The following is a 24,222-nucleotide window of genomic DNA, read 5'->3' as shown; positions in this document are numbered from 1 at the left end:
ACCTGACCCAATGAACAGCAGCACCACCACAAGCGGGTTGACGTTCGACGTCCAGCTCTCGGCCCAGCGGAAGACCCCGCAGGAGCGCGAGCAATTGCTGGAGAATCCCGGGTTCGGCACCGTGTTCACCGACCACATGGTGAGCATCGACTACATGGAGGGCAAGGGCTGGTACGACCCGCGCCTGGAGCCCTACGGTCCCCTGACGCTCGATCCGGCCACGGCTTCCCTGCACTACGCGCAGGAGATCTTCGAGGGGCTGAAGTCCTACCGCCACCCCGGCGGCGAGGTCGCCTGCTTCCGCCCGGAGGCCAACGCCGCGCGGTTCAACCGCAGCGCGCGCCGCATGGCGATGCCGGAGCTGCCCGAGGAGCTGTTCCTCGGTGCGATCGAGACCCTGCTGAGCCACGACTCCGAGTGGATCCCGTCCCAGCCCAACAGCAGCCTGTACCTGCGTCCGTTCATGTTCGCCACCGACGTCGGACTGGGGGTCAACCACCCCTCGCGCAGCTACAGGTTCGTGCTCATCGCCTCGCCTTCGGGGCCCTACTTCTCGGGCGGCATCAAGCCGGTCTCGGTGTGGCTGAGCGAGGACTACACCCGCGCGGCGCCCGGCGGCACCGGCGAGGCCAAGTTCGCCGGCAACTACGCCTCCAGCTTCGTCGCCCAGTCCCAGGCGGTGCAGCAGGGCTGCGACCAGGTCGTCTGGCTCGACGCCAAAGAGCACCGCTGGGTCGAGGAGATGGGCGGGATGAACCTGTTCTTCGTCTTCGGCTCGGGCGACGAGGCACGGCTGCTCACCCCGGCGCTCACCGGCACGCTGCTGCCGGGCATCACCCGCGACTCCCTGCTGACCCTGGGGCCCGAGCTGGGCTTTCCCACCGAGGAGGGCTCCATCTCCACCGACGAGTGGCGCCGCGCCGCCCAGAGCGGTGAGCTCACCGAGGTCTTCGCATGCGGAACGGCCGCGGTCATCACCCCCGTCGGCCACGTAAAAGGCCCCGGTACCGAGTTCACCATCGGCGACGGCCAGGCGGGCCCGGTCACCATGGGGCTTCGCGAGGAGCTCGTGGCCCTGCAGTACGGCACCCGCCCCGACACCCACGGCTGGGTGCGCACGCTCGCGTAGGCCGCTGCGCGACGCGGCCCGCTCGCCTCCCCGGTCGGCTCCCCAGTCGGCTCGGGCGCACTACGGCGAAGCGGGCGGGCCGCCGCATACCAGTCGGAACACCCACGGCGTCTCGCTATTCGAGACGAAGATGTCGATTATGCGGACTCCGGCGCGCACGTGTGGCACACTGATGAACGTGCCGTCTCAGGTGATCATTATCGTGAGGCGCGCTGGCTGAAACCGGACCTCGCCAGCGCGCTGACCTCTCGTGTCCACGAGGGGTCTTTTTTATTGCCGCCGGCGGGGCCGCGACAACGACAGCACACATCCGGGAGTTCGCACCCATGCCTGACGACCGTTTCCACGTCTTCGACACGACTCTGCGCGACGGGGCCCAGCGAGAGGGCGTCAACCTGACCGTCGCCGACAAGCTCGCCATCGCCAAGCTCCTCGACGAGTTCGGCGTGCGCTTCATCGAAGGCGGATGGCCGGGAGCGAACCCCAAGGACACCGAGTTCTTCCAGCGGGCTTCACAAGAGCTGGCGCTGGAGCACGCGCAGCTGTGCGCGTTCGGCGCGACCCGCCGGGCGGGCGTGCAGGCGGCCGAGGACCCGCAGGTCGCCGCGCTGCGTGACTCGGGCGCTCCCGTGGTCACCCTGGTCGCCAAAAGCGACATCCGCCACGTGGAGCGCGCGCTGCGCACCACCGGCGAGGAGAACCTCGCCATGATCGCCGACACCGTCGCCCACCTGCGCGAGCACGGCAAGCGCGTCTTCCTCGACTGCGAGCACTTCTTCGACGGCTACCTCCACGACCCCGACTACGCCGTCAGCGTGGTGCGCGCCGCGGCCGAGGCCGGCGTCGACGTCGTCGTGCTGTGCGACACCAACGGCGGGATGCTGCCCTGCGACGTCACCCGCATCGTCGGCGACGTGGCCGCCGCCTCCGGCGCACGGCTGGGCATCCACGCCCAGGACGACACCGGCTGCGCCGTGGCCAACACGCTGGCCGCCGTCGATGCCGGCGCCACGCACGTGCAGTGCACCGCCAACGGCTACGGCGAGCGGGTGGGCAACGCCAACCTGTTCTCGGTCGTGGGCGCGCTGGCGCTGAAGCAGGGCCGCGACGTGCTCCCGGAGGGCTGCCTGCCGCGGATGACCCGCGTCTCCCAGGCCGTCGCCGAGATCGTCAACATCTCGCCGTCCACGCACCAGCCCTACGTGGGGGTCTCGGCCTTCGCGCACAAGGCCGGGCTGCACGCCTCGGCGATCAAGGTCGACCCCGACCTCTACCAGCACATCGACCCGGTGCTGGTGGGCAACGACATGCGGATGCTGGTCTCGGACATGGCCGGGCGCGCCTCCATCGAGCTCAAGGCCAAGGAGCTGGGTTTCGACCTCTCCGGCGACCGCGAACTGCTGGGCCGGCTGGTCGACAGGATCAAGGAGCTGGAGCTCAGCGGCTACAGCTTCGAGGCCGCCGACGCGTCGCTGGAGCTGCTGCTGCGCGAGGAGCTGGGCAGCCCGGTGCGCTACTTCGAGGCCGAGTCCTGGCGGGTCATCTCCGAGCGCCGCGGCGGCGACGAAGGAGACAAGGCGGTCAGCGAAGCCACCGTCAAGCTGCAGGTCAAGGGCGAGCGTGTGATCGCCACCGCCGAGGGGAACGGGCCGGTCAACGCGTTGGACCGGGCGCTGCGCAGCTCCATGGAGGGCGTCTACACCGCGCTGGCAGGGCTGGAGCTGACCGACTACAAGGTGCGCATCCTCGAGGGCAACTCCGGCACCGGCGCGGTCACCCGGATCCTGGTGACCTTCGGCGACGGCCGCGGCGAGTGGACCACGGTCGGGGTCGGCGAGAACGTCATCGACGCGTCCTGGATCGCGCTCAAGGACGCGATGGCCTACGGCCTGCTGCGCCAGGGTTATCAGCAGGACTGAGGCCGGTGCCGCCGGGCCCGGCGGGGTGCGGGGTCACGGCTGCTGCACCCACCCGTTGGGCTCGCAGCCCTGGAGGCCGAAGGTCTGCTGCTGCATGACCGGAGCGGGCTCCCCCCTGCCGGGGCAGGAGACGTGGCCGCGGCCCAGCGCATGGCCGACCTCGTGGTTGATCACGTAGATCCGGTACGTGCGCAGGTCGCCGTCGAAGTGCTCCACGCCCGAGACCCAGCGGTTCTGGTTGATGATCGCCCGGTCGCCCTTGGTGCAGGAGACACGGCCCATGGTCTGCAGTGGCGCGCACAGCCGGTCGACGGTCTCGGGGGCGGCCAGGGCCACGGTGAAGTCCGCGTCGCCCTTGTCCACGCGCTGCATGGACACCCCCTCCTCACCGCGCCAGCCGCGCTTGTCGGCGAGGATCTGCTCGACGGCGGCGGCGAAGTCGGCCGCATCGCCGGGCAGGCCCTTCTCGACCTCGACGGTGTAGCGCATCCGCGGCCCCTTGCCCGCGGGCTCGCTCTTGCCGGGGACGACCTCCAGCTCGCCCTCGGCTTCGTCGACCTCCTCCTCCACCGAGCTCATCACCGCGGGAAGGCCGTCGTCGGAGGGGCTGTCCCGGGGTGTGGGCGAGTCCCCGTCCTGAGACTGGCCGGTCTGCTCCTCGGTCGGCGTGGCGTCCGGGGAGTCGGCGGGGGAGGCCTCGCCGTCACCGCCGCCTCCACCGCTGCCGGAGCCCGGGCCGTCGGTGCCCTCGGAGGGCTGCGGAGCCGTGGCGGTGGCCGAGGCGGCGCCAGTGTCATCGGACTGCGGCCCGGTGGTGGCGCTGCCGGTCTCCTCCCCGGTCAGCAGCTCCGGCGCCCGCTGGTCCACGAGGAGCAGACCGGTGCCGGCGGCGAGCACGACCAGGCCGGCCAGCAGCGCGAGTCCGCGGCGCCGCCGGCCGCGCGAGCCGCGGGGCCCGCGGGCGGGGTTGGCAGAGGGATGGGACAAGCGGCGGCCTTTCTGCGGGCTCGGAGCGTCGGGCCGGGACGGGCCCGGCGATCGGCGCGGACAGTGCAGCGGAGGCGTGTGGGACCGTTCCCAGCATCGCAGAAACGACACGGAAACCGTGCCTTGTCCAAAGTGCCCGAAAAGCGCGTGCCGTCCCCTGTGTGCTGTACCGCCGTCGGCGGACACGCCGTCGCCCGCCGCGGACCTGGGTACTCTGGTCGCGGACGAAGGATTGTCGAAGTGGCGAGAACAGGCAGGCAGCAGACGTGCGCATCGCAAGATTCTCCGTGAGTGACGATGTCGGGTACGGCTTGATCGACGCCGACGAGGAAAGCGGCCAGGAGTACGTGTCGCGGATCAGCGGGCACCCGCTGATGGGTCAGATCCAGCTCACGGGTGAACGCGCCAAGGTCGAGGATGTGCGGCTGCTGTCGCCGGTGCTGCCCAGCAAGGTCGTGTGCATCGGCAAGAACTACGCCGACCACGTCGCCGAGATGAGCGAGATCACCGGCGAGAGCACCGAGGAGCCGGTGGTCTTCCTCAAGCCCTCCACGGCGGTCACCGGCCCGGGCGACCCGGTGTTCTACCCTCCGATCTCCCAGCGCGTGGACTTCGAGGGCGAGTTGGCCGTGGTGATCTCGCGCCCCTGCCGCGAGGTTCCGCGCGAGCGCGCCAAGGAGGTCGTCTTCGGCTACACCGTGGCCAACGACGTCACAGCGCGCGACTTGCAGAAGTCCGACAAGCAGTGGACGCGGGGCAAAGGCTTCGACTCCTTCTGCCCGATCGGACCGTGGATCGAGACCGGCCTCACCCTGGAGGAGGCGGGCGACCTGCGGGTGACCACCACCGTCGACGGCGAGGTCCGCCAGGACGGGCGCACCTCGCAGTTCATCCACGACATCCCCGCGATGATCGCCTACATCAGCTCGTTCATGACCCTGCTGCCGGGCGACGTCGTGCTCACCGGAACCCCGGCCGGTGTCGGGCCGGTGGACGTCGGCGCCGAGATGACGGTGGCGGTCGAGCGCGTCGGAGAGCTCACCAACCGTGTGATCACCCGCGACTGACGCCCGCCCTACCCGGCAGAGCACCGGCGCCGCCCCCGCCGCCCGGCTCTCGGCGGGTGCACCGCCGCGGCCCCTCCGGCCCGGCGGCGCCGTTGCGTCCGGCGCCCGCCCGGACCCGGCCACGCGGAGTCCGCCGAGGGCACGCCGCCACGGCCGCGGGGCGGCGCCGTGGTGTGCGTGCTTTCCGTCCGTCTGCCCTTTCTGTGGGTTTGTTCAGCTGTCCAGGCACGGGATACCTTCCAGCACCACCGACGAGAGTCCTTGCCGATCCGGCGGCCTTGTGGGTAGCCGTCCCGCAGTGGACGAGCAGCGGTCCGGCCCACCGGGGGCCGGAGGCTGGAACCGGGCGGGAGAACGGGTATGGACTACATCAAAGGGATCATCTCTCTTGTCGGCGCCGAGGGAGCGGAGATCCCCGCGTACAGCCGGGGTGTCCGCGGGGAGCCCGCCGGCGGCCTTCCGGAGGGGTACCGGCGGTTGGTCGAGGAACTCGGCGGATTCGTCGTCGACGGCGTCGTGGCGGTCATGCCGCCCGAGAGTGTGCTGCTCTACGAGCGGAGCCACGATCCGCGCCTCGCCGGATCGGAGCGGCGCGTGACCGTCGACGACGGCTACGCGATGAAGCTGGGCCCGCGCAGGGGCGACGAGGAAATCGACCACGACCGCATGCAGAAGTGGGCCGAGGCCCGCGTCGAAAACGGTTGGTCGATATTCTGGGAGTACAGTCAGCCGGAAACGCGAATCGTGGTCACGGACTATTTCGAGTACTTCGTCTACCCGATGCAGCCCGACGAATTCCTGTACAAACTGCTGACGCGGCGGCTCGACTGCCGCCCCCTCATCGACGCGGACTGGCCGGGCGAACGTTTCGAGGCCGCGTTCCTCTGACGGTTCCGCGGAGCGGCGGAATTCGGCGGTGGGAGATCCGCTCCCGATCGCGAACGGGTTCGGACGGACGGCCGGCGATCGGGTCGGAATGCGGGAAGTGCACGGGGTGTGCGGAGCCCGAATTCCGGCTGAAGCGTCCGACGGGTCGGCTTGGCCCCCAGGGCCGTCCATCGGCCGCTCGCCGCGCGTCGACGCCGAATTCGCGAGGGCTCCGTCGCGGCCCCGCTTCCGGGACCTGCGGCAGAGCCCATCGACTCACCTGCGGCGCCGATAGGCTTGGGACCGTGACTGAGAATCCGATTCGCGTGCGCTTCGCGCCGTCGCCGACCGGGATGTTCCATGTCGGCGGGGCGCGATCTGCGCTGTACAACTGGGCACTGGCCCGGCAGCAGGACGAGGGCAGGTTCGTGCTGCGCATCGAGGACACCGATGCCGCACGGAACAAGCCGGAGTGGACCGAGGGGATCGTCCAGGCGCTGGCCTGGCTGGGCATCAGCGATTCCGACCCGCACTTCGAGGGTCCCTACTTCCAGTCCTCCTACGCCGGCAAGCACCGCGAGACCGCCGAGCGGCTCTACAAGGAGGGGCGCGCCTACTACTGCGACTGCACCCGCGAGCAGGTGCAGGAGCGGAGGGACAACCCCAACCTGGGCTACGACGGCTTCTGCCGCGACCGCGGGCTGGAACCCGGCCCCGGCCGGGCGCTGCGCTTCCGGGTGCCCGAGGGCGGGCCGACCGTGGTCGAGGACGCGATCCGCGGGCGCGTGGAGTTCGAGCACACCTCGATCGAGGACTTCGTCGTCGCCCGCGCCGACGGCTCGCCGCTGTTCGTGCTGGCCAACGTCGTCGACGACGCCGAGATGGGCATCAACCAGGTCATCCGCGGCGAGGAGCACCTGTCCAACACCCCCAAGCAGCAACTGCTGTGGGAGGCGCTGGGCCACACCCCGCCGGCGTGGGCGCACCTGCCGGTGATCGTGAACGAGAAGCGGCAGAAGCTGTCCAAGCGCCGCGACAAGGTGGCGCTGGAGACCTACCAGGACGAGGGCTTCCTGCCCGAGGCCATGGTCAACTACCTGATGCTGCTGGGCTGGTCGCCGGGTGAGGACCGCGAGATCATGCCGTGGTCCCAGATGGAGCCGCTGTTCGCCGTCTCCGACGTCAACAGCGCCAGCGCGTTCTTCGACGAGAAGAAGCTGCGCGCCTTCAACGGCGAGTACATCCGCGCTCTGGCGATCGAGGACTTCGTCGAGCGCTGCCGGCCGTGGCTGGATCCCGAGGTCGCGCCGTGGCCGGAGGAGAACTACGACGAGGACGCCTTCCGCGCCATCGCCCCGTTGGCCCAGAGCCGTGTGGCCGTACTCGGCGAGATCGTGGCCAACGTCGACTTCCTGTTCCTGGATCAGCCGGTCGAGGACGCCAAGAGCTGGTCCAAGGCGATGAAGCCCGAGACCGCGGCGCCGATGCTGGCCGCCGCCCGGGATCGGCTGGCCGATCCCGGGCTCTCCTGGGAGCCCGAGGCGCTGCGCGCCGAACTGGAGGCTGCGGGCACGGAACTGGGCCTCAAACTCGGCAAGGCCCAGGCGCCGGTGCGCGTGGCGGTCACCGGGCGTACGGTCGGCCTGCCGCTGTTCGAGTCGCTGCAGGTGCTCGGCCGTGAGCGCACGCTGCTGCGTATCGACGCGGCGCTGGAGCGTGTACGGGCCGAAGAGGCGGGTGTTGCGCCGGCGGGCGCCGACGCCGTGCCCGACAGCGGTCCGGAGGGTTCCGCGGCGACGGAGTGAGCGCGGCCGAGCCGTGAGGCGCGGCGGGCGGCGCCGGGCGCCTGTCGGCGAGGGCGCGCAGGCGGGAAGCGTGCGCACGGTCACACGGGCCCGTGTGGACCGAGGCGGCGGTCGCACGGGCCCGCGCTCGTTGGCACGGGAGTCCGCATCGCACGCTGACCCGCGACGACGGCGGACGCGCTGCACCGCGGGCCCCGCTTCGGCAACCGATTCGCGAGCACTCTCCAAGTCCGCTAGAGTATTGCCTGCGCCGAGGGGGAAAGGGACCGGCGAACGGCCCCCGCCCCCAACAGCACTGGGGTATGGTGTAATCGGCAGCACGACTGATTCTGGTTCAGTTAGTCTAGGTTCGAGTCCTGGTACCCCAGCAATGGCATCCGCCGAGCGGAAGCCGTGACGGACCGTTCTCGGTCCGGTCGCAGCAGTGCGATCCAGGCCCCCGTCGTCTAGTGGCCTAGGACGCCGCCCTCTCAAGGCGGTAACGGCGGTTCGAATCCGCTCGGGGGTACGCAGTAGGGAGAAGCTCCTGCAGTGCGGGAGCTTTTTTACTGCAGACCGCGGGACCGCGCTGTCCCGCGCAATCGGCGCCCCTGTCGTCTAGTGGCCTAGGACGCCGCCCTCTCAAGGCGGTAACGGCGGTTCGAATCCGCTCAGGGGTACCAGCCGAGACGGCCTCCGCCTGCGGGCGGGGGCCGTTCGCCGTTTCCGGGGCGAGTGCGGTGACAGCCCGGCCGGCCGGCGTGCGGCCGCGCCCGCACGCTCACTCCCGCGCTCGGCCCTCGACCGCGCCGCCGTCCTCGGGGCGTTCGTGCTGCCACGGGCCGCGGCCGAACCTGCGCGCCGACTCGTCCTCCTGGGCGAGCAGGCGCAGCGCGGTCAGCGTCTGCTCCATCAGCGCCGAGGTCGTCACCACCTGCTGCACCGTCGCCTCGCGGGGCATTCCGGGGTCGACGCAGTCCAGATCCAGCTCGGCGGTCCGGTGCGCGGCGGCCGCGTATCCGTGCAGCATCTCCGGTGTCGGCGGTGTGCCCAGGCGCTCCAGGGCGGCTACCGCCTGGACGAGCTGTCCCCGCGCGGGTGAAGCCTCGTGCGCCTGCCACCCCAGCTGAGCCAGCAGTTCGGCGGTGCGGTGCTCGGCGCGCTGCCAGTCGGGGTCGTCGCCGGAGGGCGCCTCCGGCGACTGCGTGAAGGCGTACTGGGCGAAGCCGAGCAGCGTGTGCAGGTCCAGTTCGGGGTCGTCGACCGCCCGCAGTACGGACCGGATGCGGCCGAGCGGCACCTCGGCCACCTCCACCAGCGCCCGCACCAGGCGCAGCCGCTTGAGGTGCTCCTCGCTGTAGCGCGACTGCGTGGCCGAGACCGCCTCGCCCTTGGGCAGCAGGTTCTCGCGCAGGTAGTACTTGATCGTCGCCACCGGCACGCCGCTGCGCCTGCTCAGTTCGGAAATCCGCATCAGCCGTCGCTCTCCCTTGCCATCCCTATTGGATAGTACTACTCTCCAATATTAGAGAGTTGCACTATCCAATAACGAGGGTGTCCTGGTCCTACCTGGAGGCGGAATGCAGCACTACACGGTTCTCGGTGACGACGGTGACGGCGTACTGGAGGCCGCTCCGGAGCCGGTATCCGCCCGACCGGCCCCGACGGGCGAGCGGCGCCTGCTCGCTCCGCTTGACGCGCCGGTGCTCGGCTGGGAGCGCCGCCCCCACGGCTGGTGCCGCGGCGACGCCTGCATCCCGGCCGCCGCGGCCGCCGGAGTCGAGCACGCCGGCCGCGTCGACGTCGGCGCCTTCGCGAGGTTGCAGGGGCGCCTCGCGGTGGCCGACCACGACCACGGGCTGCTGGCCGTGGTGCCCCTGCCGAAAGCCCGTGCGCACGCCGCAGCGGCGCCCGACTTCGAGCTCCGCGACACCGGCGGCAGGACCCACCGCCTCAGCGACCACCGCGGCCGCAAGGTCGCCCTGGTGATGTGGGCCTCCTGGTGCGGCTGCCGCTACGACCTTCCGGCCTGGCAGGAGCGCCACAGCGAACTGTCCCCGCACGGACTCACCGTCGTCACCGTCGCCATGGACCGCGACGCCGGCGACGCCCGCCCGTGGATCGCCGAGGCCGCGCCCGACCACCCGGCCCTCGTCGACACCGAGGGCGAGGTGGCCGCTCTCTACGACGTCTTCAACGTGCCCACCGTGGTGTGGATCGACGAGGCCGGCATCGTCGCGCGACCGCAGGACAGCCAGGCAGCCACCGACCTGTTCCAGGAGATGAACGGCCTCAGCGCCGAGGCGTCCCTGCGCGCGCTGCGCCGCTGGGTGCACGAGGGCGACGCAGGGCTCGGCGGGCCCGGTGCCGATCCCGGCTTCCGCGCACCCGCGGCCGAGGGCCAGCGCGCCCGCGCCCACGCCCGCATCGCCGTCGAACTGCACCGGCGCGGCGCCACCGCCGCCGCCGACCGCCACTACACCCGTGCCGCCGAACTGGCCCCGCACGACGTCACCCTCCGCCGCGGCCTGATGGGCCTGCGCGGAGAGGACCCCTTCGGGGACGCCTACTTCGCGCTGCGCGACGAGCTCGGCGCCGCCGGAATCCCGATCTACCGGCCCCTTGAGGCCGCCCGGACGGAGGCATGACCGCCGTGACCGACACCCGGATTCCCCGCCTCACCACCGAACCCCGCGACAGCATGACCGTGTTCCTGCTGGGAGCCCGCGTCAACGCGCTCCTGCGGCCGCGACGCTGGATGTGGGTCGGCCTCGCCTTCAACCGGATGGCCGCGGAGCTGCGGGCCGACCCGGCGCTCGGCCTCCTGCACTCGCGCTCGCTACCCAGCGTCCGCGGGGTCACCGTCATCCAGTACTGGGAGTCGACCGCGGCGCTGCTGCGTTACGCCCACGCAGAGACCCACAGCGAGGCATGGCGCCGCTTCTACCGCCAGGGCGGCGACGAGGTCGGCCTGTGGCACGAGACCTACGAGATCGGGCTGCCGCAGGCCGAAGACGCGGACCGGGCCGAGGATGCCGGCGCGGACGCGGGGAAACGGCGCGGCTACGAGGCGATCTACGCCAACGTGCCGCCCCTGGGCCTGGGCCGCGCGCTGGGCACCCGCCCCATCGGCCGCGACACCCACCGCGCCCTCGACCGCCTCGCCCTGCGCCGAGCTCGCGCCCAGGGCCGGGCGAACGGGCGGGGCGGGGCGAAGGGCGCGCCCGGCACCGCACCGGCGCCCGACACCCCGGCCTGATGAGCGCGTCCGTGGCCGCCGGCGCGCTTAGGGCCGCGCAGGCGCTGGTGTGGGCGTCGGCGCCCGTCCTGCTCGTCCAGGGCAGGGGAGTGCGCCGGCGCACTCCGGTGCTGCCCGCGGCGCGGGGAGTGCGCGGCGAAGCGCCCGCCCCCGGCTCAGGTGCCGAGGACGGTGCGGCTCCGGCCGCAGCGCCCGGCCCGGGCGGCGCGGCGGCGGGGGAGGCCGGGGCCCGAGGGCCGCTGCGCCTGCTCGTGCTGGGCGACTCCACGGCGGCCGGGGTGGGGGCGGCGACCCAGCAGGAGGCGCTGGCAGGACACCTCGCCGCCGGACTCGCCGGGGAGATCGGACGCGGAGTCGTATGGCGCGTCACCGCCCGCTCCGGCGCCGACGTCCGCGCCGTTGCGGCCGAGCTGCTGCCCGCGGCAGCGGCCCGACGGGGTCGACGGCGGCGGGAACGCGGGCCGAGGCGGGGAGGGGAGCGGCGGCGCGCCGCCGCGTCCCGACCTGGTCGTGGTCGTGGTGGGGGTCAACGACGCGAAGGGCATGACGGGCCGGCGGGCCTTCCGCAGCGGCGTCGCCGCCGTCGCCGTCGGCGCGCGCGAGAGGTGGCGGGCGCCGGCGGTCTTCGGCGCGGTCCCGCGAATGGACCTCTTTCCGGCGCTGCCCTGGCCGCTGCGCCCGCTGCTCGGCCTGCGCTCGCGCTACCTGGACGCCGCGATGCGCGACGCACTGCGCGGGCGACCGGGGGCCGTCCACGCGCCCTTTCCCGGCGACGCGGTCGGCGGCCCCGGTTTCTTCGCCGTCGACGGCTTCCATCCGGGAGCGGAGGGCTACCGAGCCTGGGCGCGCCGCCTGGTGCCGGTGTGCCTGGGCGCCCTGTCGGCCCCGGTGCCGGATCCGACCGGCCCGGGGCTCCTCTGACGGGTTCGATCTCGGTGCCCGGTGGGCAGTATCGGCTGCATGGAGCACGCACAGCAGCTCCCGCGCCGGGTACGTCGGCGGCTGCGCGGCGGGGCCGGCGCCGCCGCGGTCCTGCTCGCCGCCACGGCCTGTGCCGGCGGCGGGAGCGGCGGCGACGGCGGGCAGCCGCCGACCGGGTCCGAGGAAACCGCCACGCGCATGGTCCCGCCCGGCGAGCCCGAAACCGTGGCCACCGGTCTGGAGATCCCGTGGGGCGTCGCGGCGCTTCCGGGCGGAGGGGCCCTGGTCTCCGAGCGCAACTCCGGCCGCATTCTGCAGATGAGCCCCGAGGGGCGGACGAGCGAGGTCGGCACGATCGACGAGGCCAGCGCTCAGGGCGAGGGCGGCCTGCTGGGTATCACCGTGCCGCCCGACCAGGAGCGCCCCGAGCAGCTCTTCGCCTACTTCACCGCCGACTCCGGCAACCGCATCGCCAGGTTCGAACTGGACCGCTCCGGCGACGGCCCGCCTTCGCTCGGCGACTCCCGGACCCTGGTCGAGGGCATCCCCAGCGCGTCGTTCCACAACGGCGGCAGGCTCGCCTTCGGCCCCGGCGGCATGCTCTACGCCGCCACCGGCGACGCCGGCGACGGCTCGCGCTCCCAGGACACCGACAGCCTGGGTGGCAAGATCCTGCGGATGACGCCCGAGGGCGACCCGGTCGACGGGAACCCCTTCGACAACCTCGTCTACAGCTACGGCCATCGCAACGTCCAGGGCCTGGCCTGGGACGCCGACGGCACCATGTTCGCGACGGAGTTCGGCCAGAACCGCCTCGACGAGGTCAACGTCATCGAGGCCGGCGGCAACTACGGCTGGCCCGCAGTCGAGGGCACCGGCGGGGCGGACGCGTCCGACGAGTTCATCGACCCGGTCGTCACCTGGAGCGTCGAGGAAGCCTCGCCCAGCGGCGCGGCGATCGCGGGAAACTCGCTGTGGGTGGCGGCTCTGCGCGGAGAGCGCATCTGGCGCGTTCCGCTCACCGGCTCCGAGGACGACCCCACGGGGGAGCCGGAGGCGCTGTTCACGGGCGACTACGGCCGCCTGCGCACGATCACCCCGGTCCCCGGCGGCGGCGACCTGCTGGTCAGTACCAGCAACCGCGACTCCCGCGGCGACCCGGAGGACGAGGACGATCGCATCCTGCGCATCCCGCTGGAGGGATGAGCGGCGCGCGGCCGCCCACTGCGGCCGCGCTCGCGCGGTCGTACGCCGGAGTGTCGGTGGGCGGCGCGCAGGCGGCGGTCGGAAGCTCGGGGCCGGGCCTGAGCGGGCAGGGGCGCCCGGCCCGGCCTCACCGCGCCGGTGCGTCCTGAGCGTGCAGGGCCTCGTTGATCTTCTCCGCCGCCGAGGCGACCGCCTGGGCGTGCAGCCGCCCGGGCGCGCGCGTGAGCCGCTCCAGGGGGCCCGAGACCGAGACCGCGGCGATCACCCGGCCGCCGGGCCCGGAGATCGGTGCCGACACCGAGACGACGCCCTGCTCGCGCTCGCCCACGCTCTGGGCCCAGCGGCGGCGGCGCACCTGTGCCAGGGTGTTGCCGGTGAACTTGGCGTTGACGAGTACGCGACGGATGCGTTCGCTGTCCTCCCAGGCCAGCAGCACCTGTGCTGCCGAGCCGGCGGTCATCGGCAGCTCGCTGCCCACCGGCACCGTGTCGCGTAGCCCGCTGGTGCGCTCCGCGGCGGCCACGCACACGCGCACGTCGCCCTGTCGGCGGTAGAGCTGGGCGCTCTCACCGGTGAGGTCGCGCAGCTGCACCAGCACGGGCGAGGCGACCGCCAGCAGCCGGTCCTCGCCGGTGGCGATGGACAACTCGCCCAGCCGGGGGCCCAGCACGAACCTGCCCTGGCTGTCGCGGGAGACCATGCGGTGGCGCTCCAGGGCGACGGCGAGCCGGTGTGCGGTGGGGCGGGCCAGCCCGGTGGTCCGTACGAGCTGGGCCAGTGAGGCCGGGCCCGCTTCCAGCGCGTCGAGCACCGACATCGTCTTATCGAGCACGCCGACGCCGCTGGATGGGTTAGAGTTGTCCATGGCTTGATATTGCCGTCTCGCTATTTGGAATGCAAATCGTTCGACGTGCTGCATTCCGCCGCGCGATCCGGTCCGCGATGCCGCCACCGGAGTCGCTGCGGCCCGCGGCGGCGAGAAGACTCTCCAGACATATGACGTAGTGACGAGACGCGAGGAGGCGTCGCACATGGCTCGCACGATGGCCGAGAAGGTCTGGGAGGAGCACGTCGTCCGGCGTGCCGACGGAGAGCCCGATCTGCTCTACATCGACCTGCACCTCGTCCACGAGGTCACCAGCCCGCAGGCGTTCGAGGGGCTCCGACTGGCCGGTCGGCCCGTGCGGCGGCCGGATCTGACCATCGCGACCGAGGACCACAACGTGCCCACCGAGAACATCCTCGGTCCGATCGCCGACAAGGTGTCGCGCACCCAGATCGACACGCTGCGCAAGAACGCCTCGGACTTCGGGGTGCGCCTGTTTCCGATGGGCGACCTCGACCAGGGCATCGTGCACGTCGTCGGCCCGCAACTGGGTCTGACGCAGCCGGGCATGACCGTGGTCTGCGGCGACAGCCACACCAGCACCCACGGCGCCTTCGGTGCACTGGCCTTCGGTATCGGCACCAGCCAGGTCGAACACGTCCTGGCCACCCAGACCCTGCCGATGCCCCCGTTCAAGACCATGGCCGTGACCGTCGACGGCTCGCTGCCCGAGGGGGTCACGGCCAAGGACATCATCCTCGCGGTCATCGCCGAGATCGGCACCGGCGGCGGCCAGGGCTACGTCATCGAGTACCGCGGCCAGGCCGTTCGGGAGCTGTCGATGGAGGCCCGGATGACCATCTGCAACATGTCCATCGAGGCGGGCGCCCGCGCCGGGATGATCGCCCCGGACGAGACCACCTTCGACTACGTCCAGGGCCGCCCGCACGCGCCCCGGGGCGCCGACTGGGACGCCGCCGTCGAGCACTGGAAGAGCCTGCGCACCGACGAGGGCGCGGCCTTCGACAAGGAGGTCGTCCTCGACGCCGCCGAGCTGAGCCCGTTCGTCACGTGGGGCACCAACCCCGGCCAAGGTGCGCAGCTGGACAGCGCCGTGCCGGCCCCGGAGGACTTCGCCGACCCCGCCGAGCACGCCGCCGCCGAGAAGGCGCTGGCCTACATGGACCTCGACGCGGGCACGCGGCTGCGCGACATCGAGGTGGACACCGTCTTCCTGGGCTCCTGCACCAACGGGCGCATCGAGGACCTGCGCGCCGCCGCCGAGGTCATCAAGGGCCGCAAGGTCGCCGACGGCGTCCGAATGCTGGTCGTGCCCGGCTCCATGCGGGTCAAGGAGCAGGCGAACGCCGAGGGCCTGGGCGAGGTGTTCACCGCCGCTGGCGCGGAGTGGCGCGAAGCCGGCTGCTCGATGTGCCTGGGTATGAACCCCGACCAGCTCCAGCCCGGCGAGCGCAGCGCCTCGACCTCCAACCGCAACTTCGAGGGCCGCCAGGGCAAGGGGGGCCGCACCCACCTCGTCTCGCCGCTGGTCGCCGCCGCGACCGCCGTGCGGGGCACCCTCTCCTCGCCCGCCGACCTGTAGCCCGCCCGCACAACCACAGGTACGAAAGAGCTGACAGCCGACATGGAGAAGTTCACCGTCCACACCGGCAGCGCCGTGCCGCTGCGCCACAGCAACGTGGACACCGACCAGATCATCCCCGCCGTCTACCTCAAGCGGGTCGCCCGCACCGGGTTCGAGGACGGCCTCTTCGCCGCCTGGCGGGCCAACGACCCCGCGTTCGTGCTGAACAAGCCGGAGTTCGCCGAGGGCAGCATCCTCATCGCCGACACCGACTTCGGTACCGGCTCCTCACGCGAGCACGCGGTCTGGGCGCTGCAGGACTACGGGTTCAAGGCGGTGCTCGCGCCGCGCTTCGGCGACATCTTCCGCGGCAACGCGCTCAAGGGCGGCCTGCTGGCGGTCGTGCTGCCCTACGAGGTCATCGAGCGGCTGTGGGAGGCCGTGGAGGCCGACCCCGCCACGCAGGTGACCGTCGACCTCCAGGCGCGCGAGGTCCGCGCCGGCGACATCGTCCAGCAGTTCGAACTCGACGACTACACCCGCTGGCGGCTGATGGAGGGCCTGGACGACATCGCGCTCACGCTGCGTCACACCGACGACGTCGACGCGTTCGAGAAGCAGCGCCACGCATGGCTTCCGGTCACCCAGTAGGACGACCAATCCCGGAATTTTACCTTCATTCGACGGGACGGCCGCGAGACGCCCACAGCCGCGCCCGCATCGTGCCGCCGGATGTCCGGATTCCCGCCATACGTAGGCTTCTGGGCATCGCCGAAGGGGGCAAAAGGGATCCCTTCCGCGTCTCCCAAACGTTCGACCGGACGCTCCACGGCCTCCCTCTGCAGGTCGAAGACCCTCCGACACGCTGAATTCAGGGGCGTTTGTGTTTGTGTCCAGGGCATGCTGTCCCCTAATTTCGTGCGAGCAAGGGGGAACCGGAGGAACCAATGAACAAGCGTGACCTGATCGACGCGATCTCTGACCGTATGGGCGACAAGAAGACCGCCACCGAAGCCGTCAACGCGGTACTGGACACGATCCAGTCGACTGTCGCCTCTGGCGAAAAAGTCGCCGTCACCGGCTTCGGGGTCTTCGAGAGGGGTGAACGGGCCGCTCGTGAGGCCCGCAACCCCGCTACCGGGGCGACTATCAACGTCCCGGCGAGCTATGTGCCGAAGTTCCGCCCGGGCTCCGACTTCAAGGCCCTGGTGAACGGCGAGCAGTGATCCCCGGCACAGCCGAGGGCTGAAGACACAGTCGCGCCCGGGTCCCCGAGGGGGCCCGGGCGTTCTCGTGTGCGCCGCCGGTCGCGCGCCGGGCCGGTCGCGTCACCACCCGGCGTCGGCGAGCAGTTTGGCCGTATGCGGCCCCACGCCCAACAGGACGGCCTCGCGCAGGTCCGCGGGAGTGTCCACGTCGCGCCGCAGGCTGGGCGCCGCCGAGCCGTCCAGTTCCGCGGCGCCGCCCGCCAGGTGCCGCCACCGCGAGCCGCCCTCGAAGGCGGGCGCGAAGCGCGCCCCGGGCCGGGCCGCGTACAGCGTGGTGCCCACGCCCGGCGTGTCGCTGAGGAACGACTGCTCGGCCCCCTGCGCCAGCGCGAGCACGTCGTCGAGCTCGCCCGGCCGCAGCGCGGGCAGATCCGCCGACAGGGCGCAGCGGCCCCACGAGGGGTGCGCACGCTCGGCCTCGGCGGCGCCGTACTCCAGCGCGGGATTGAGCCCCGTGCCCGGCTCGTCGCCGACCACGCGCGCGCCCAGGGCGCTGAGCGCGGCCGCGGCCCGCCCGTCCTCGGTGACGGCGAACACCGCGCCCACCCGCTCGGCGGCCACGGCCGCCATCACCGTGTCGCAGGCCACCGCCAGCGCCAGCTCGCCGCGCGGCAGCTCCGCGGCGCCCGCGAGCCGGGACTTGGCGCGCTCCAGCCGTTTCACCGGGACCACCAGCGACCAGGGCCGCTCCGGATCCAGTGGCGGCATCGTCCCTCCCTCGACTCGCAGCTTCGCGGCGCGCCCCTCGGGGACGGCTGCGCAAGCAGGTTGTGGCGACGCCGCTGCCGCGAACCGCGGGCCGCGTGGCTCCGAGACCGCCGGACGGCGCCGCAGCGTCGCGAAGGCGGCCGCGCGGCGAACCGCGCTTCCGGCGAACGCCGCGCCGCCCGCTCGCCGGTTGCAACGGCCGCGACATGGGCGATCTTCCCGGACATCTAGACTGGACCGGCCGCACCCGGCCGCCGGCCATCGCCGGGCCCGCTGACGCGGATAAAGGGCCGGCGCGGAAGTGGCGAGGCAGGTCGAATCGGAGGAGTCCGTGGCACAGCAACGCGAATCGCGGTGGGTCAAGGCGGTCGTGGCCTCCATCGTCCGCCCGATCCTGGGGTCCGTCACCAGGAGCGAGTGGCAGGGCGAGGACAACATCCCACGCGAGGGCGGTGTGATCATCGCCGCCAACCACTTGTCGATGGCCGACCCCCTGACCATCTCGCACTACCTCTACGTCGCCGGGCGGCGCTGGCCGACCTTCACAGCGAAGGAGGGCGTGTTCCGCATCCCCGTGGTCGGCGCCGTGGCTCGCAGCACCGGCCAGATCCCGGTCAAACGCGGCAGTACCGACGCCATCAAGGCGCTGCAGGAGGCCGAGGCCGCCCTCACCCGCGACGGCTCCTCGGTGATCTTCTACCCCGAGGGCACCTGTACCCGCGACCCCGAGCTGTGGCCGATGACGGCGCGTACCGGCGTGGCACGCCTCGCGCTGACCACCGGCGTACCCGTCGTCCCGTTGGCGCACTGGGGTGAGCAGCACCTGCTGCGCTACGGCACCGCCAGGCTGCGGCCCTTCCCCCGCAAGCGTGTGCAGATGATCGCCGGGCCTCCGGTGGACCTGGCGGCCTACCGCGACAAGCCGATGACGGCCACCGTGCTCAAGGAGGCCACCGCCGAGATCATGCGTGCCATCACCGACCTGCAGGCCGGGCTGCGCGGCGAGGTTCCGCCCGCAGAGCCCTACGACATGAAGAAGGCCCGTCACCTCTCCTCCGGCGAATCCGCCCCGCCCGAGGTCTCCTCGGCGGCCGATCCCGCCGCGGCCGGGACGGCAGGCGAGGGCGACGCGAAGCCGGCGGACGACGCCGACGGCGCGAGCGGGCGCGGCTCCGACGACGAGGGCACGCCCCGCCGGTGAGCGGCGGAGCGACGAGACGGGGGAGGAGCAGATGACGAAGGTCGCGGTGATGGGCAGCGGGTCCTGGGGGACCGCCTTCGCCAACGTGGTGGCCGACGCCGGCGCCGCCGACGTGGTGGTCTACGGACGGCGCTCCGCGGTCGTCGACGCCGTCAACCAGCGCCACGAGAACCCCGACTACTTCCCCGGAACAGCCCTCAACCCCGCCCTGACGGCCACCACCGACGCGGCCAAGGCGCTGCACGGAGCCGAGTACGTCGTGCTCGCCGTGCCTTCCCAGACGCTGCGCGCCAACCTCGCCGAGTGGTACGAGCACATCGACCGGCAGGCGGTCCTGGTCAGCCTGATGAAGGGCATCGAGCTGGGCACGTGCCGGCGGATGAGCGAGGTCGTGCACGAGGTGCTGGGCGTGCCCGCCGAACAGGTCGCGGCGGTCTCCGGCCCCAACCTCGCCCGCGAGATCGCCGAGCGCCAGCCCGCTACCGCCGTGATGGCCTGCCCGCACGAGCCCACCGCCGTGCGGCTGCAGCACCTGTGCAAGTCCGCCTACTTCCGGCCCTACACCGCCACCGACGTGATCGGGGTGGAGCTCGGCGGCGCCGTCAAGAACGTCATCGCCCTGGCCGTGGGCGTGGCCGTGGGGATGGGCTTCGGCGACAACGCCAAGGCCGCGCTGATCACCCGCGGCCTGGCCGAGACCGTGCGGTTGGCCGTCTCGCTGGGCGCCGACGAGCACACGCTGGCCGGACTCGCGGGGCTCGGCGACCTGGTGGCCACCTGCGGCTCGCCCCTCTCGCGCAACCGCACCTTCGGCGAGAAGCTGGGATCGGGCATGACACTGGAGGAGGTCGCCGCCGAGACCTCGCAGACAGCCGAGGGCGTGAAGTCCTCGGAGTCGGTGGCGGAGCTGGCCCGACGCGCGGACGTGGAGATGCCCATCACCGAGGCCGTCGTGGCGATGATGCACCACGACCTCTCGCCCGCCGAGGCGCTCGCGGCGTTCATGTCGCGCACGGCCAAACCGGAGCGCTACGGCATGTGAAGCGCCCTGCCGCAGCGGCACCGTGCGCTCGGCCCGTCCCGCCCTCGTCCAGGGGCGCTGCGCGCCGCTGTGCCGCAATGCGCCCGGCCGGGTGAGCGCCCGCCCGACCCGTCCGCAGCAGCCACCCGACAACGGAAGCCGCCACACCATGCGCCAGCAGGGGGAGAACACCCGCGCCCTAGGCTTGCCCGCCGAACCCGCCCCGCCGCAGCGTCCGCTGCGCGCACCCGTACACCGCAGCACCACCTACGAATTCGCCGCCTCGCAGGACTACGCCGACGTCCTGGCGGGCGAGGCGCCCGGCTACTCCTACGCGCGCATCGACAACCCCACGGCGACCGCCTTCGCCTCGGCGGTGGCCGCGATGGAGGGCGCCGGGTGCGACCGCGAGGTGCGCGGCGAGGCCTTCGCCTCGGGCATGGGCGCTGTCAGCACCACGCTGCTCGCACTCACCGGGGCCGGCGCGCACGTCGTCGCCTCCCGCTCGATCTACGGCAACACCTACTCGCTGCTGGACGGCCTGCTGCGCCGGTTCGGCGTGCAGACCGACTTCGTCGACATCACCGACACCGAGGCCGTGCGCGCCGCCGTGCGCCCGGAGACCGCGGTGGTGTTCACCGAGACGCTGGCCAACCCGACCATGGCGGTCGCCGACCTGCCCGGTCTGGCCGGCATCGCGGAGGAGGCCGGCGCCGTCCTGGTCGTCGACTCCACCTTCGCCACACCGGCGGTGTGCCGTCCGTTGGAGCACGGTGCGGGCGTGGTCGTGCATTCGGCGACCAAGTACATCGGCGGGCACAGCGACGCCACCGGCGGAGTGGCCGTCGGCGGCGCCGGGCCGATGGCCGAGGTGCGCTCGGCGCGCATCGACCTCGGGCCCTGCCTGGCCCCGGACGAGGCCTACATGCTGCACCGCGGCTTGGAGACCCTGCCGCTGCGCGTCGCCCGCCAGTGCGCGAGCGCCGCCGCCTTCGCCGCCGCGGTGGCCGAGCACCCCGCGGTCGAGCGGGTGGACTATCCCGGCTTGGCCGACCATCCCGGCCACGCGCTCGCCGGGCGCCTGTTCGACGAAGGCCGCTACGGCGCCGTGGTCACCGTGACCCCGCGCGGCGGCCGGGAAGCGGGCATGGAGTTCGCCGACGCGCTGGGCACCGCGACCATCGCGGCCTCGCTGGGCGGCACCCACACCCTGGCCGGCCACGTCGGCTCGACCACCCACCGCCAGATGAGCGACGCGGCGCTGCAGGCGGCCGGGATCGGTCCCGCGGCGGTACGGTTCTCCATCGGGCTGGAGGAGCCGGACGACCTCGTCGCCGACGCTCTGGCCGCCCTGGACGCCGGCGCCGGGCGGTGACGGCCGGCGGCGTGAAAACACCGGTCCGGCACCGGGAATCGGGTGCCGGGCAACGACAGGGGAACGAACAGGTGCAACCGGGACCGATCGGTTCCGCAGTCCGACGAGCGCGAGATAGGGTCTGTCAGCATGGCCGAGCAGCGTAAAATCCGGGTCGCCGTGATCTTCGGCGGACGCAGCCCCGAGCACGAGATCTCCTGCGTCACCGCGGGAGGTGTCATCTCGGCGATCGACACCGACCGCTACGAGGTCGTGCCCATCGGGATCGCCCGCGACGGCTCGTGGGTGCTGTACTCGGCCGACCCCGCGCAACTCGCGATCGTCGACGGCCGACTGCCCGAGGTCGACTCCTCCGGGCCCGAGCTGGCCGTGGCCTTCAGCGGGGGCAGCGACCTCCTCGTCTACGACGGCGACACGCCGCGGCGGCTGGGCGGCATCGACGTGGTGCTGCCGCTGCTGCACGGTCCGCTGGGCGAGGACGGCACCATCCAGGGCCTGTTCGAGATGATGGACGCCCGCTACGTGGGCGCGGGCGTTTTCGCCAGCGCCGCGTCGATGGACAAGGTCTTCATGAAGGCCCTGTTCACCGGGTACGGCATTCCCACCGGGCGCTACGTCGCGGTGCCCGACCGGGCCTGGCGCGGCGAGCGCAAGCGCGTCCTCGACGACATCGCCGAGCTGGGCGGGACGGTGTTCGTCAAGCCCGCGCGCGGCGGCAGCAGCGTCGGTATCAGCAAGGTGCCGGACGCGGCCGACGCCGAGGCCGTCACCGCCGCCGTGGACGAGGCCCGCCGGCACGACCCCAAGGTCATCGTCGAGGCGGCCGTCTCCGGGCGCGAGGTCGAGTGCGGGGTGCTGGAGTCCGCCGACGGCGGCGCGCCCGACGTCTCCCAGCCCGCCGAGATCCACGTCGCCGACGGCTACGACTTCTACGACTTCGAGGCCAAGTACCTCTCCACGAGCAGCCTGACGATCCCGGCCGGGCTTCCCGCCGAGGTCGTCGCCGAGATCCGCCGCGAGGCCGCCCGCACCTTCGAGGCGCTGGGCTGCGAAGGGCTCGCACGTGTGGACTTCTTCTACGGCGACGACGGGCGCGTCTACGTCAACGAGATCAACACGATGCCCGGGTTCACGCCCTCCTCGGCGTTCCCGCAGATGTGGGCCGAGGCGGGGCTGGAGTACTCGGCCCTGGTCGACCGGATGATCCGCACGGCGCTGGACCGCGAGCCGGGGCTGCGCTAGCCGGGAGGTCCCGGGAGGCTACCGCCCGCATCAGCGTTGATCTTGTACCTACGGGCACATGTGATCGCTCACAGTGACCATAGGTACAAGATCAACCGGGGTCGAGGGTGGGCGGGAAGGCGGTGCCCCGACGCACTCCGCCTTCCCGCCCGGGAAATCCCGCGACCGGGCCCTGCCGTCCCCGGCCGCGGGATCATTGGGGGTTGGTCTATCGGGTCAGGAGGTCGAGCACGGTGCTCCGTTCAGCTCGAACTCCGCGGGTTCCTCGGCGGATCCGCCCGTCTCGGCGTTGAAGCCGAAGGACACCGACCCGCCGGCCGGCACATCGCCGTTCCAATCGGTGTTGGACGCGGTCACGTGCCCCTCCTGCTGCTCGATCTGCGCCGACCAGCCGTTGGTGACCGTGCCGCCGTCGTCGAGGTGCCAGTGCAGGGACCAGCCGCTCAGTGCGGCGTCGCCGTCGTTGCTCAGTTCGACGTCGGCCGTGTAGCCGCCCGACCACTCGTTGGCGATGCTGTAGTCGACGGTGCACTGGCCGCTGGTGTTGTCGGCGCTGCCGGTGGTCACCGCCACCTCGGGTGAGGAGTCCGAGGAGTTGCCCGCGGCGTCCAGGGCGATCACGTAGAAGCTGTAGTCGGTCTCGGCCGCCAGGTCGCCGACCGTCGCGGAGGTGCCTCCGGAGGTGGTGGCCACGACCTCGCCGGTCGAGGCGTCGTAGACCTCGTAGCGGCTCACGCCCACGTCGTCGGAGGCCGCGCTCCAGCTCAGCTCGACGGCGTCGCCGCTGACGGAGCCGGCGGTGGGTGCGCCGGGCGCGGTGGGCGCCTGGGTGTCGTCCTCGCCGCCGCCGTTGCCGGTGCCGTCGAAGACGACGTCGGAGCAGTTGTAGAAGGCCTCAGGGCTGTCCGAGCGCTCCCAGATCGAGTAGATGACGTGGCGGCCGCTCTTGTTCGGCAGCGTGGCGTCCCAGTAGTACTCGGCGCCTTCGACGCCGCCGTCGCGCAGGGGCGGGTTGGTTACCTCGTCGAAGGGCGCAGGCTCCAGGTCGTCCCAGCCCAGCGGCTGGCTCGGGTCCCAGCCGTCCTTGGTGATGTACTGGCTGAAGGTGCCGGGATGGCGTGCCCACGCATTGTGCTCGAAGGTCACCGTGGACCCGGACTGGACGTCGCTGGCGGGCCAGTCGCCGGGCGCGTTGAAGGCGTCGAAGTCCGAGCTGGGGCCGCAGAGCTTGCCGTCGGGGATGATCTCGCGGTGCCGGTCGCCGGCGTCGCTGATCAGGTTTCCGAACCAGTTCCAGAAGGGGTAGGAGTTCTGGTCGAGTGCCTGCTGGCACATCGGGTTCTGGGGGTTCAGGCCGCCGCCGCTGCCGCCGTCGATTCCGTCCTTGTAACAGGCGTAGGTGCGGGTGGCGGGGAATGTGAAGCCGCCGTGGGCGTCGGCCGGTTCGGTGGGCAGCGCCACGGCGAAGCCGGCGGCGAGAACCGCGGCTGCACCGATCAGGGTGGATTTGCGTGCAAGGTTCACCGTTGCACTCCTCTTGCTCGCATTCCGACGACCGCGCGGGGCGGTCGGCGGAAGTCGGGTGGGGGATTCAGAGGACGGGTGGATGGGGGGTGGGGACGGGGTGCGGGGTCTGTGCGGTTGTGCGGCTCCTCCGGGGTGAAGTGAAGGGAGCGCTCCCAGGTTTTGGGAGCGCTCCCATTTCGCGCCAGACTACCCCAGAGGCGATTCCTAGAGTGGCTTGCGCCACAGGAATTGGCAACACCAGGTAATAGGAACGTCACCCCGAAGCCATACACGAGGCGGCAGAGGCGCAGGTGGCGGAGGTGCCCATGGGGGCGGGAATGCGCGGGTGAC

At 72.1% G+C, this 24,222-nt stretch carries 21 protein-coding genes and 3 tRNA genes; 19 read left to right on the top strand and 5 right to left on the bottom strand.

All coding sequences use genetic code 11. From position 1 onward, the window contains the following. The first annotated feature begins 10 nt into the window (after positions 1-10). Both LP52_RS04105 and cimA read left to right on the top strand, forming a co-directional pair. Positions 11-1,129 carry a branched-chain amino acid aminotransferase gene (locus LP52_RS04105; RefSeq protein ID WP_040270817.1) on the top strand — a complete coding sequence of 373 codons (1,119 nt, stop codon included), beginning with the start codon at positions 11-13 and terminating at the stop codon, positions 1,127-1,129. Between the two features lie 326 nt (positions 1,130-1,455). After that, entirely contained in the window at positions 1,456-3,048 is a 1,593-nt protein-coding gene (gene cimA, locus LP52_RS04100; protein WP_040270815.1) for a citramalate synthase, read from the top strand. 33 nt (positions 3,049-3,081) lie between these two features. Here the strand turns inward: cimA and LP52_RS28200 are convergent, their stop codons facing one another. Beyond that, complete coding sequence (locus LP52_RS28200) at positions 3,082-4,035, bottom strand: DUF3152 domain-containing protein (protein WP_040270813.1); 954 nt, start codon at positions 4,033-4,035, stop codon at positions 3,082-3,084. Positions 4,036-4,301: 266 nt separating this feature from the next. Between LP52_RS28200 and LP52_RS04090 the strand changes: the two genes are divergently transcribed. The 6 genes from LP52_RS04090 (at position 4,302) to LP52_RS04065 (ending at position 8,436) form a co-directional block, all read left to right on the top strand. Then, on the top strand, positions 4,302-5,102 hold the full coding sequence (locus LP52_RS04090; RefSeq protein WP_040270811.1) for a fumarylacetoacetate hydrolase family protein: 801 nt from the start codon (positions 4,302-4,304) through the stop codon (positions 5,100-5,102). 360 nt (positions 5,103-5,462) lie between these two features. Beyond that, on the top strand, positions 5,463-5,990 hold the full coding sequence (locus tag LP52_RS04085; protein WP_040270810.1) for a hypothetical protein: 528 nt from the start codon (positions 5,463-5,465) through the stop codon (positions 5,988-5,990). A 284-nt stretch (positions 5,991-6,274) separates the two neighbouring features. Continuing rightward, the gene (gene gltX / locus LP52_RS04080) at positions 6,275-7,774 is read left to right on the top strand and encodes a glutamate--tRNA ligase (RefSeq protein WP_084722855.1); all 1,500 of its coding nucleotides are present in this window, start codon (positions 6,275-6,277) and stop codon (positions 7,772-7,774) included. A 296-nt stretch (positions 7,775-8,070) separates the two neighbouring features. Beyond that, positions 8,071-8,142: transfer RNA gene (locus LP52_RS04075), tRNA-Gln, on the top strand. A 67-nt stretch (positions 8,143-8,209) separates the two neighbouring features. Next, positions 8,210-8,282 (top strand) — tRNA-Glu (locus LP52_RS04070). A 78-nt stretch (positions 8,283-8,360) separates the two neighbouring features. Then, positions 8,361-8,436, top strand: a tRNA-Glu gene (locus LP52_RS04065). A gap of 98 nt (positions 8,437-8,534) precedes the next feature. Here the strand turns inward: LP52_RS04065 and LP52_RS04060 are convergent. Beyond that, positions 8,535-9,227, bottom strand: a complete 693-nt coding sequence (locus LP52_RS04060) for a MerR family transcriptional regulator (protein ID WP_084722854.1) — start codon at positions 9,225-9,227, stop codon at positions 8,535-8,537. 106 nt (positions 9,228-9,333) lie between these two features. Here LP52_RS04060 and LP52_RS04055 point away from each other — a divergent pair, with 106 nt between their 5' ends. The 4 genes from LP52_RS04055 (at position 9,334) to LP52_RS04040 (ending at position 13,139) form a co-directional block, all read left to right on the top strand. Further along, positions 9,334-10,401, top strand: coding sequence for a TlpA disulfide reductase family protein (locus LP52_RS04055; protein ID WP_084722853.1), 1,068 nt, complete (start codon positions 9,334-9,336; stop codon positions 10,399-10,401). After that, positions 10,398-11,012, top strand: a complete 615-nt coding sequence (locus LP52_RS04050) for a DUF4188 domain-containing protein (protein ID WP_052809401.1) — start codon at positions 10,398-10,400, stop codon at positions 11,010-11,012. Before LP52_RS04055 ends, LP52_RS04050 begins: the two co-directional genes overlap by 4 nt. A gap of 159 nt (positions 11,013-11,171) precedes the next feature. Further along, positions 11,172-11,933, top strand: a complete 762-nt coding sequence (locus LP52_RS28835) for a GDSL-type esterase/lipase family protein (RefSeq protein ID WP_338011611.1) — start codon at positions 11,172-11,174, stop codon at positions 11,931-11,933. Between the two features lie 39 nt (positions 11,934-11,972). Continuing rightward, complete coding sequence (locus tag LP52_RS04040; RefSeq protein WP_040270809.1) at positions 11,973-13,139, top strand: PQQ-dependent sugar dehydrogenase; 1,167 nt, start codon at positions 11,973-11,975, stop codon at positions 13,137-13,139. 127 nt (positions 13,140-13,266) lie between these two features. On the opposite strand, the gene LP52_RS04035 is transcribed toward LP52_RS04040, so the two are convergent. Continuing rightward, positions 13,267-13,956, bottom strand: coding sequence for an IclR family transcriptional regulator (locus tag LP52_RS04035; RefSeq protein WP_040270808.1), 690 nt, complete (start codon positions 13,954-13,956; stop codon positions 13,267-13,269). A 214-nt stretch (positions 13,957-14,170) separates the two neighbouring features. Here LP52_RS04035 and leuC point away from each other — a divergent pair, with 214 nt between their 5' ends. The 3 genes from leuC to LP52_RS04020 all read left to right on the top strand — a co-directional run bounded on the left by leuC (position 14,171) and on the right by LP52_RS04020 (position 16,776). Beyond that, positions 14,171-15,568, top strand: a complete 1,398-nt coding sequence (leuC, locus tag LP52_RS04030) for a 3-isopropylmalate dehydratase large subunit (RefSeq protein ID WP_040270807.1) — start codon at positions 14,171-14,173, stop codon at positions 15,566-15,568. A gap of 42 nt (positions 15,569-15,610) precedes the next feature. Then, complete coding sequence (leuD, locus tag LP52_RS04025) at positions 15,611-16,201, top strand: 3-isopropylmalate dehydratase small subunit (RefSeq protein WP_040270805.1); 591 nt, start codon at positions 15,611-15,613, stop codon at positions 16,199-16,201. 296 nt (positions 16,202-16,497) lie between these two features. Beyond that, a complete protein-coding gene (locus LP52_RS04020; protein ID WP_040270803.1) occupies positions 16,498-16,776 on the top strand; it encodes an HU family DNA-binding protein in 279 nt (92 codons plus the stop codon). 102 nt (positions 16,777-16,878) lie between these two features. On the opposite strand, the gene cofC is transcribed toward LP52_RS04020, so the two are convergent. Then, on the bottom strand, positions 16,879-17,526 hold the full coding sequence (gene cofC, locus LP52_RS04015) for a 2-phospho-L-lactate guanylyltransferase (RefSeq protein ID WP_040270799.1): 648 nt from the start codon (positions 17,524-17,526) through the stop codon (positions 16,879-16,881). A 331-nt stretch (positions 17,527-17,857) separates the two neighbouring features. Between cofC and LP52_RS04010 the strand changes: the two genes are divergently transcribed. The 4 genes from LP52_RS04010 to LP52_RS03995 all read left to right on the top strand — a co-directional run bounded on the left by LP52_RS04010 (position 17,858) and on the right by LP52_RS03995 (position 22,365). Next, entirely contained in the window at positions 17,858-18,727 is an 870-nt protein-coding gene (locus tag LP52_RS04010) for a lysophospholipid acyltransferase family protein (RefSeq protein ID WP_084722877.1), read from the top strand. Between the two features lie 31 nt (positions 18,728-18,758). Then, positions 18,759-19,769 carry an NAD(P)H-dependent glycerol-3-phosphate dehydrogenase gene (locus LP52_RS04005; RefSeq protein WP_040270798.1) on the top strand — a complete coding sequence of 337 codons (1,011 nt, stop codon included), beginning with the start codon at positions 18,759-18,761 and terminating at the stop codon, positions 19,767-19,769. Between the two features lie 148 nt (positions 19,770-19,917). Then, entirely contained in the window at positions 19,918-21,123 is a 1,206-nt protein-coding gene (locus LP52_RS04000) for a trans-sulfuration enzyme family protein (RefSeq protein WP_040270796.1), read from the top strand. A 129-nt stretch (positions 21,124-21,252) separates the two neighbouring features. Then, the gene (locus LP52_RS03995) at positions 21,253-22,365 is read left to right on the top strand and encodes a D-alanine--D-alanine ligase family protein (RefSeq protein WP_040270795.1); all 1,113 of its coding nucleotides are present in this window, start codon (positions 21,253-21,255) and stop codon (positions 22,363-22,365) included. 216 nt (positions 22,366-22,581) lie between these two features. Here LP52_RS03995 and LP52_RS03990 read toward each other — a convergent pair whose 3' ends face one another. After that, positions 22,582-23,889 (bottom strand): lytic polysaccharide monooxygenase, encoded by a 1,308-nt coding sequence (locus tag LP52_RS03990; protein ID WP_052809399.1) that lies wholly within the window; start codon positions 23,887-23,889, stop codon positions 22,582-22,584. Positions 23,890-24,222 lie beyond the last annotated feature (333 nt).

Origin of the sequence: Streptomonospora alba (assembly GCF_000826685.1) — a bacterium.
Classification (GTDB): domain Bacteria; phylum Actinomycetota; class Actinomycetes; order Streptosporangiales; family Streptosporangiaceae; genus Streptomonospora; species Streptomonospora alba.
The sequence above is the reverse complement of the archived record's forward strand: the minus strand, read 5'-3'. Positions and strand labels throughout refer to the sequence as shown.

Excerpts from the sequence above, each read along its gene's own strand:
- LP52_RS04105 (WP_040270817.1), top strand. The coding sequence starts at position 11 with ATGAACAGCAGCACCACCACAAGCGGGTTGACGTTCGACGTCCAGCTC.
- cimA (WP_040270815.1), top strand. The coding sequence starts at position 1,456 with ATGCCTGACGACCGTTTCCACGTCTTCGACACGACTCTGCGCGACGGG.
- LP52_RS04085 (WP_040270810.1), top strand. The coding sequence starts at position 5,463 with ATGGACTACATCAAAGGGATCATCTCTCTTGTCGGCGCCGAGGGAGCG.
- LP52_RS04060 (WP_084722854.1), bottom strand. The coding sequence starts at position 9,227 with ATGCGGATTTCCGAACTGAGCAGGCGCAGCGGCGTGCCGGTGGCGACG.
- LP52_RS04055 (WP_084722853.1), top strand. The coding sequence starts at position 9,334 with ATGCAGCACTACACGGTTCTCGGTGACGACGGTGACGGCGTACTGGAG.
- LP52_RS04050 (WP_052809401.1), top strand. The coding sequence starts at position 10,398 with ATGACCGCCGTGACCGACACCCGGATTCCCCGCCTCACCACCGAACCC.
- LP52_RS04040 (WP_040270809.1), top strand. The coding sequence starts at position 11,973 with ATGGAGCACGCACAGCAGCTCCCGCGCCGGGTACGTCGGCGGCTGCGC.
- LP52_RS04035 (WP_040270808.1), bottom strand. The coding sequence starts at position 13,956 with ATGTCGGTGCTCGACGCGCTGGAAGCGGGCCCGGCCTCACTGGCCCAG.
- leuC (WP_040270807.1), top strand. The coding sequence starts at position 14,171 with ATGGCTCGCACGATGGCCGAGAAGGTCTGGGAGGAGCACGTCGTCCGG.
- leuD (WP_040270805.1), top strand. The coding sequence starts at position 15,611 with ATGGAGAAGTTCACCGTCCACACCGGCAGCGCCGTGCCGCTGCGCCAC.
- LP52_RS04020 (WP_040270803.1), top strand. The coding sequence starts at position 16,498 with ATGAACAAGCGTGACCTGATCGACGCGATCTCTGACCGTATGGGCGAC.
- cofC (WP_040270799.1), bottom strand. The coding sequence starts at position 17,526 with ATGCCGCCACTGGATCCGGAGCGGCCCTGGTCGCTGGTGGTCCCGGTG.
- LP52_RS04005 (WP_040270798.1), top strand. The coding sequence starts at position 18,759 with ATGACGAAGGTCGCGGTGATGGGCAGCGGGTCCTGGGGGACCGCCTTC.
- LP52_RS04000 (WP_040270796.1), top strand. The coding sequence starts at position 19,918 with ATGCGCCAGCAGGGGGAGAACACCCGCGCCCTAGGCTTGCCCGCCGAA.
- LP52_RS03995 (WP_040270795.1), top strand. The coding sequence starts at position 21,253 with ATGGCCGAGCAGCGTAAAATCCGGGTCGCCGTGATCTTCGGCGGACGC.